The sequence below is a fragment of the Pseudomonas brassicacearum genome (assembly GCF_003732265.1).
GTDB lineage: Bacteria > Pseudomonadota > Gammaproteobacteria > Pseudomonadales > Pseudomonadaceae > Aquipseudomonas > Aquipseudomonas brassicacearum_D.
On record NZ_MOBK01000095.1, the window covers coordinates 1 to 303 of the forward strand.

Here is a 303-nt window from a genome sequence, read left to right on the forward strand (position 1 = left end):
GCCTCATATGCTGGCGATCACACAACACCGCCACCTGGCGCAAGGTGTCGTCCTGCATTTCGTGGGCTTCGTCGAACGCTGAGACGAAGGCAAAAATCCCCGCCACCACGGCAACGATCAGGATGGCCAGCGACAACGTGACGGACAGCCGCAGTTGTACCGAGTCACTCAAGCGCTTTTTGAAACCATCCATCCCATTCCCCTGACGTTCTTGATGACATGGCTGCCGAGTTTTCGACGCAACCCGTGAATCAGAAATTCCACCGCATTGCTTTCCACTTCATTGCCCCAGCCGTAGAGGCG

At 56.4% G+C, this 303-nt stretch carries 1 protein-coding gene and 1 pseudogene; both read right to left on the minus strand.

Annotated features, from left to right (window positions below; translation table 11 throughout):
* A pseudogene (locus BK660_RS30210) lies at positions 1–193 on the minus strand (two-component sensor histidine kinase); the annotation flags it as partial.
* Positions 169–303 (minus strand): winged helix-turn-helix domain-containing protein (locus BK660_RS30215; RefSeq protein WP_185045262.1); only part of this gene is annotated, 135 nt, incomplete at its 5' end. The gene BK660_RS30215 and the pseudogene BK660_RS30210, both read right to left, overlap by 25 nt.